The organism is Massilia sp. CT11-108 (assembly GCF_047302915.1).
GTDB classification, from domain to species: domain Bacteria; phylum Pseudomonadota; class Gammaproteobacteria; order Burkholderiales; family Burkholderiaceae_D; genus Telluria; species Telluria orientalis.
Genome location: NZ_JBKYMO010000311.1, coordinates 1 through 6,881, shown reverse-complemented (window position 1 = coordinate 6,881; position 6,881 = coordinate 1). Strand labels below are relative to the sequence as shown.

Here is a 6,881-nt window from a genome sequence, read left to right as displayed (position 1 = left end):
GCGCTGGCGTGGTGGCTTGCGCGCAGCATCACCGGCCCGCTGCGTCGCGCGGTCACCGTCGCCAACGCCGTCGCGCAGGGCGATCTGACGACGCGCATCGACGTCGCGAGCCGCGACGAGACGGGCGAACTGATGATCGCGCTGCAGACGATGAACGCGAACCTGAACGCGCTGGTGACGCGCGTGCGCAGCGGCGCCGACACCATCGCCACCGCCGCCGTCGAGGTGGCCACCGGCAACCACGACCTGTCGGCGCGCACCGAGGAGCAGGCCAGCGCGCTGGAGGAAAGCGCGGCGTCGATGGAAGAATTGACGGGCACCGTGCGCCAGAACGCGGAGAATGCCCGGCAGGGCAACCAGATGGCCGCGTCGGCATCAAGCGTGGCCGTGCGTGGCGGCGACGTCGTCGCGCAGGTGGTCGACACCATGGGCGCGATCGACGCGTCGTCCAAGAAGATCGTCGACATCATCGGCGTCATCGACGGCATCGCGTTCCAGACGAATATCCTGGCCCTGAACGCGGCCGTGGAAGCGGCGCGCGCGGGCGAGCAGGGCCGCGGCTTTGCCGTCGTCGCGAGCGAGGTGCGTACGCTGGCCCAGCGCTCGGCCGCGGCGGCGAAGGAGATCAAGGAACTCATCGGCGACTCCGTCGAGAAGGTCGCGGCCGGTTCGCGCCTGGTGGGCGAGGCCGGCACGACGATCCAGGAAGTCGTCGCCAGCGTGCGCCGCGTCTCGGACATCATGGCCGAGATCTCGGCCGCGTCGGGCGAGCAGAGCGCCGGCATCGAACAGGTCGGCACCGCGATCCAGCAGATGGACCAGGTGACGCAGCAGAACGCGGCATTGGTCGAGGAGGCCGCCGCGGCCACGGAATCCATGCAGGAACAGGCGCGCAGCCTGGCCGAGGCGGTCAGCGTGTTCAAGCTGGACCACGCGGCCGCGGCTGCATCCCGTGCGCCGTCCCGGCCGCAGCCGGCACTTGCCGCACGTCGTCCGACAGCCGCCGGCGCCAAGGGCTTTTAAGCGACAACGCTGGCCTCGCGCCCGCCGCTCTGCCTTCCGGCAGCGGCGGGCGTCGCCGTTTACGGGTGTGTATTTTGCACTATGCTGGTGCGTATTGCTGCACTGAAATAGGGATATTGGCTCCAATTCGGTGCAGATGGCTGAGGATCGCGTGATTTTGTGGATAGATGGCAACAAATGAGTACCGGCGGCCTCTGAACTGCTCTACAGTTTGGTAGCGCCACCATACTTACAAACAGGCGCTTTTGCCTGCCATTGCCATGTTCAAACATCTCAGTATCAAGACCCGTCTCATCTTCCTGACCGTACTGTTGAGTGCGGTTTCCATCGTCGTGGGCGTCGTCGGCCTCGTCAACCAGGGCGTCACGAATGCCGCGCTGGGTACCGTCTACAACGACCGGCTGGTACCCCTCAGCCAGCTCAGCCATATCTTGTCGCTGATGCAGCAGAACCAGAACGCCCTGTCGAGTGCCGCACTGGCGGCCGAGCCGGACAACGGTCCCGTGATCGCGGAAGTCGAAGCACGCATCCAGGAAATCAGTACGCTGTGGGACCGGTACAAGGCAACCTACCTGACGCCGGAAGAAAAAGTCCTGGCGCGGACGTTCATCGAGAGCCGCCTGACGTTCGTTCGGGAAGGCCTCAAGCCGACCATGGCCGCGCTGCGTGCCAACGATGCGGACGAGGTCCGGAAGCTCGTCAAGGGGCCGCTCGCGTCGCGCTATCTGCCGGCGCAAAAGAACATGCAGGCGCTCGTGCAATTGCAGCTGGACGTGGCGAAAGCGCAATACGACGCCGCGCTGGCACGCTACGAACGCACGCGCAATCTCTCGATCGCCCTGGTCGTCATCGGCGCGCTCGCCGGTGCCTGCGTCGCCGCATGGCTGATCCGCGGCATCGGCGCATCGCTGGCCGAAGCCTTGCGCGTGGCACGCAGCGTGGCGGCCGGCGATCTCACGCAAACCGTACACATCGAGCGTAGCGACGAGATCGGCGAGCTGCTCGGCGCGCTGCGCGCCATGAACGCATCGCTGGCGGACATCGTCGGCGAAGTCCGCGGCGGCACCGATACGATCGCGACGGCCTCGCGCCAGATCGCGGCCGGCAACCAGGACCTGTCGGCGCGCACCGAGCAGCAGGCGTCGTCGCTGGAAGAGACGGCCGCGTCGATGGAAGAGCTGACGTCGGCCGTGAAGCACAACGCGGACAACGCGCGCCAGGCCAATGCGCTGGCGGAAGCGGCGAAAGGTGTGGCCGAACGCGGCGGCGCCGTGATCGACGACGTGGTCGGCACGATGGGCGAGATCAGCGACGCGTCGCGCCGCATCGCGGAGATCATCGGCGTCATCGACGGCATCGCGTTCCAGACGAATATCCTGGCGCTGAACGCGGCCGTGGAAGCGGCGCGCGCGGGCGAGCAGGGCCGCGGGTTCGCCGTCGTGGCGTCCGAGGTGCGCAACCTCGCCCAGCGCTCGGCCGGCGCGGCGAAGGAGATCAAGGGACTCATCGAGAGTTCGGTCGAGCGCGTGGAGACGGGTGGACGCCTCGTGGGTCAGGCCGGCGCGACAATGCGCGAGATCGTCGACAGCGTGCGCCGGGTGACGGACATCATGGGCGAGATCACGTCGGCCAGCGCCGAACAGACGGCCGGCATCGGCCAGATCAACGTCGCGGTGGCGCAGATGGACCAGGTCACGCAGCAGAACGCCGCGCTGGTCGAGGAAGCCGCCGCGGCGGCCGGCACGATGCACGAACAGGCACAGCGCCTGGCGGCGTCGGTCGGCGTGTTCCGTGTGGCCCCGCGGCCGGCGCAGGCCGCGCGGCCAGTAGCGGACGCTCAGCCGCGTCCGGCACTGGCACGGGCGTGAATCAGAACTTGGCCTTCTGCGCCTGCAGCTGTTCGCGCAGCTGGTGCGCGTTGAAGTGGCTGTAGTCCTTGTTCAGTTCCAGGTCGACGAGCGGCTTGAGCTGGTTGTCCAGCTGGCCGCGCAGCACGCCGAGGAACTTCGGCTCGGCCACCAGTTCCAGTTTCTGGAACCGCTGTTCCTGCCAGCCCTTCAGCAGGTACTTGCAGATGTCCTTCGCAAAGAACTCGGCGTCGTGCTGTTCCGGCGTCTGCGCCGGCTGGTACTGCTTGTTCGGCGTGGCGCCGCCCGTATTGTGGATGCTCTGGCCGGCCGAGGTCGGACCGAGCCGGTCGGTGTTGATGTCGATGTCGCGCAGGCGCGCGTTGGCGCTGACCATGTCCTCGACTTCGATGTAAGGTTGCTTGGGGTCCGATTCGGCGAAGATGCGGGCGCGGCCCGCGTCGGCGGATACGATCCAGGTGGTAGGCATGCTTTCCCCCTTTTTCCAAAAATAAATTTGAAGGTGTAGGCCCCACCGGGGCCATACAGGCTGAGGGGAAGTCTAGCGCAACCAGGATTTTCACGAGGTACGCTAGACTGGCGCCATGCAAAAACTCCTCATCGTTCTCGGCCTCGTGCTGCTCGCCGCAGGGCTCCTCTGGCCCTGGCTGCGCCGGTTCCCGTTCGGCCGCCTCCCCGGCGACATCCACGTCGTCCGCGAGGGTTTCTCCTTCAACTTCCCCATCGTTACCTGCCTCGTCATCTCGATCGTCGTCTCGATCGTGCTGTGGTTCTTCCGCCGCTGATTAGCAAGATTTGACAAACACGGTCGGAATTTCAACGAGACAATGCGCCCCATACGAAGACGAGAGACGCTGCAGCGTCCACGAATTCGAAACTGGCAAGGTTCTTTGATTACCACAGTTTTGGGAGAGCACATGAGACAGTCGATGGGACGGACCGCGATCGCGGGCGCGGTGACGATATTGGTAATGGGCATCGCGGCACAGGCGCGCGCACAGGGCGGCGGCACGCCGGACGCGCAGACCGTGATCGTGACGGGCGTGCGCGCGGCACTGGAACAGTCGCTGCGCCAGAAGCGCAACGCGGACGCCGTCGTCGAGGTGGTGACGGCCGAGGACATCGGCAAGATGCCCGACAAGAACGTGGCCGACGCGATCCAGCGCCTGCCGGGCGTGAACACGCAATCGTCCGCGGGCGGCGAGGGCGGCTTCGGCGAGAACGACCGCGTCAGCCTGCGCGGCACGAGCCCCAGCCTGCAGCAGACGCTGTTCAACGGCCACGCGATCAGCACGGGCGACTGGTTCGTGCTGAACCAGTACGGCGGCAACGTGGGCCGCTCGTCGAGCTTTTCGCTGCTGCCTTCGGAACTCGTCGGTTCCATCGTCGTGCAGAAGAGCGCCACCGCCGATCTCGTCGAAGGCGGCGTGTCGGGCGCCATCAACGTGATCACGCGCCGTCCGCTCGACTTCCGCCAGCCCCTGACGGTGGAAGCGTCCGTGCAGGCCAACTACAACGACCTCGCGAAAAAGACCGAGCCGCAGGTGTCGGCCCTCGTGAGCTGGAAGAACGCGACCAATACGTTCGGCGTGCTGCTGCAGGGCTTTTCGGAAAAGCAGAGCGTGCGCCGCGACGGCCAGGAGATCCTCGGCTACACGCCGATCAGCGCGACGAGCGCCGCCGCCATCGCGAATCCTGCGCTTTCCGGCGTGAAGGTCCCGACCTTTATCGGCGCCGCATTCTTCGAGCAAAAGAAGAAGCGTGAAGGCGGCGCCTTCGACATCGAGGCGAAACCCACGCGCGACATCGGCGTCGACCTGAACGGCTTCTATTCGAAACTGAGCGCGCCGCACCAGAACACCAACTGGCTGGCCGCGCCCGCGAATTCGATCAACAGCGCGAACCTGGTCCCGGCGAGCCCCGCGATCCGCAATGGAACGCTCGTCGGCGCGACGTTCTCCAGCAACTCGGGCGAGGTCGACAACATCTACCGTCCGGATGCGGGCGGCGAATCGTGGTACATCGACCTGAACGGCCGCTGGCGCGTCAACGAGGACCTGAGCTTCACGGGCAAGATCGGCCGTACGCACGGCATCGGCTGGGACCATGGCGACGTCTACTACCAGAACAACGTCGACGGCGGCATGATGTACGCGCTGAACGGCATGACGCCGGCGACCGTCAGCTACCCGGGCGGGAACACGACGAAGCCGGGATCGACGGCGTGGGCGGGCGGCGGCGAAGCGCAGTCCGTGGACAAGGAAAAGTATGCGCAGGTCGACGGCACCTGGCGCGTGCGCGACAACCCGTGGCTGCAGGGCGTCCGCTTCGGCGCGCGCTGGACGGACCACAGGCGCACCGCCGAGCACCCGCTGGAAACGCGCCCGGGCCCGAACGGCTTCAGCAATCCGGGTCCAGTGTGGAACGGCGAGATGTACCCGGGCGACTTCGGCTCGGACCTCGGCGGCAGCGTTTTCAACAACTACTTCAAGTACAGCGGACCGGCCCTCGGCGCCTGGGGCGCGGTGCCGGGCAACCGCCTGCTGGACTTCACGTTGCGCCACAACTGGCTCGACGAATTCAAGGTGGGCGAGAAGACGGCGGCCGTCTACGGCATGGCCGACATCGGCGGCGACAACTGGAGCGGCAACTTCGGCCTGCGCGCCGTCGAGACGCGCCAGACGACCGTCGTGAACCTGCCGGGCGGCCAGAATCCGGTCACGGGTTCCGCGTTCGGTCCGTACACGCCGACGACGTATGAGCGCAAATACCGCGACTGGCTGCCGAGCGCGAACGTGAAGTTCGACGTGTCGTCAAGCCTCGTCGTCCGCGCCGGCATCGCCAAGACGATGGCGCGTCCCGACTACAGCGCGCTGGGCGGCTCCGTGTCGCTGAACGACGATGCGCTGTCGGGCAGCGGCGGCAACGTCAAGCTGGACCCGATCCGCTCCGTCAACTACGACCTGTCGGCCGAGTGGTACTACATGCCGAAGGCGATGCTGTCGGCGGGCCTGTTCTACATGGACTTCAGCTCCATCGTCGCGCAGGGCACGAGCACCGGCAGCTACTACAACAACAAGCGCGGCGCGTTCACGGACTACCAGATCACGTCGCCGTACAACACGAGCGCCACCAACAAGGGCATCGAGCTCTCCTGGCAGCAGCCGTTGTGGAACAACTTCGGCCTGCTCACCAACTACACGTGGGCGGACGGCGAACTGGATGGCGGCGGCGAGATGCTCAACGCGTCGAAGAACACGTACAACGTGACGGGCTACTACGAGAACGACCGTTTCTCCGCGCGCCTCGCGTACAGCTACCGCTCCTCGTACAAGGCGGGCGTCGACCGCGGCGCGAGCCAGCACGTGGACTCGATGCCGTCGCTGGCGGCCTCGGTGAACTTCAAGATCAACGAGCACCTGACGGTCACGTTCGACGCGCTGAACCTCACCAACGAGACGATCAAGATGTACGCCGAGAACAAGGACCAGCCGCGCGCGTTCTACTCGAACGGCCGCACCTTCTACCTCGGCCTGCGCGGCAAGCTCTGATCGTGTCGCCAAGGGAGAAGGTCGTCGTGACGTGGGCGTGCGTGTCCAACCTCGTCGCGGACGACGTGTTCGCGGCGCGCCTGACGCTCACCAACGTGTCGGGCGCGCCGATCGCGGCGGGATGGACCGTGTACTTCAACGCGTGCCGGCGCGTGCTGGCCGGCAGCGTGAGCGCGGGCTTCGACCTGGAGCACGTGAACGGCGACCTGTTCGCGCTGCGCCGCACGGCGCCGTCGCCGTGGCAGCCCGGCGAGATGCTGGACGTGCGCTACGAGGCGCAGTTCTGGGCCATCAGCCTGACGGACGCGCCGCTCGGCTTCTATCTCGTCGAAGCGGACGGGCGCACGGTCGCCCAGTGTGTTATAAACAACACAGAGCCCACCAGACGGAGCGACATGTCGGGAGGCGGGTTGAGGGGGGATAAAAAAGAATGGGGGGG

6 protein-coding genes are annotated in these 6,881 nt (G+C 66.4%); 5 read left to right on the top strand and 1 reads right to left on the bottom strand.

Annotated elements, in window-relative coordinates:
- Both ACEN88_RS21270 and ACEN88_RS21265 read left to right on the top strand, forming a co-directional pair.
- On the top strand, positions 1 to 1,023 hold a 1,023-nt coding region (locus tag ACEN88_RS21270; RefSeq protein ID WP_413342783.1), incomplete at its 5' end, for a methyl-accepting chemotaxis protein.
- A 260-nt stretch (positions 1,024 to 1,283) separates the two neighbouring features.
- Positions 1,284 to 2,891: a methyl-accepting chemotaxis protein gene (locus tag ACEN88_RS21265; RefSeq protein WP_413342781.1), complete on the top strand. Its 1,608-nt coding sequence runs from the start codon at positions 1,284 to 1,286 to the stop codon at positions 2,889 to 2,891.
- Position 2,892: 1 nt separating this feature from the next.
- Here ACEN88_RS21265 and ACEN88_RS21260 read toward each other — a convergent pair whose 3' ends face one another.
- Entirely contained in the window at positions 2,893 to 3,360 is a 468-nt protein-coding gene (locus tag ACEN88_RS21260; RefSeq protein ID WP_413342779.1) for a host attachment protein, read from the bottom strand.
- A gap of 115 nt (positions 3,361 to 3,475) precedes the next feature.
- Here ACEN88_RS21260 and ACEN88_RS21255 point away from each other — a divergent pair, with 115 nt between their 5' ends.
- The 3 genes from ACEN88_RS21255 to ACEN88_RS21245 all read left to right on the top strand — a co-directional run.
- Positions 3,476 to 3,676 carry a DUF2905 domain-containing protein gene (locus tag ACEN88_RS21255; protein WP_371765055.1) on the top strand — a complete coding sequence of 67 codons (201 nt, stop codon included), beginning with the start codon at positions 3,476 to 3,478 and terminating at the stop codon, positions 3,674 to 3,676.
- A gap of 132 nt (positions 3,677 to 3,808) precedes the next feature.
- Entirely contained in the window at positions 3,809 to 6,442 is a 2,634-nt protein-coding gene (locus ACEN88_RS21250) for a TonB-dependent receptor (RefSeq protein ID WP_413342776.1), read from the top strand.
- A gap of 2 nt (positions 6,443 to 6,444) precedes the next feature.
- Positions 6,445 to 6,881: carbohydate-binding domain-containing protein (locus ACEN88_RS21245; RefSeq protein WP_413342774.1), on the top strand; the 437-nt coding region annotated here is incomplete at its 3' end.

What these genes read in the sequence shown, in the direction of transcription:
- ACEN88_RS21265 (WP_413342781.1), top strand. Translation starts at nt 1,284, where the DNA reads ATGTTCAAACATCTCAGTATCAAGACCCGTCTCATCTTCCTGACCGTA.
- ACEN88_RS21260 (WP_413342779.1), bottom strand. Translation starts at nt 3,360, where the DNA reads ATGCCTACCACCTGGATCGTATCCGCCGACGCGGGCCGCGCCCGCATC.
- ACEN88_RS21255 (WP_371765055.1), top strand. Translation starts at nt 3,476, where the DNA reads ATGCAAAAACTCCTCATCGTTCTCGGCCTCGTGCTGCTCGCCGCAGGG.
- ACEN88_RS21250 (WP_413342776.1), top strand. Translation starts at nt 3,809, where the DNA reads ATGAGACAGTCGATGGGACGGACCGCGATCGCGGGCGCGGTGACGATA.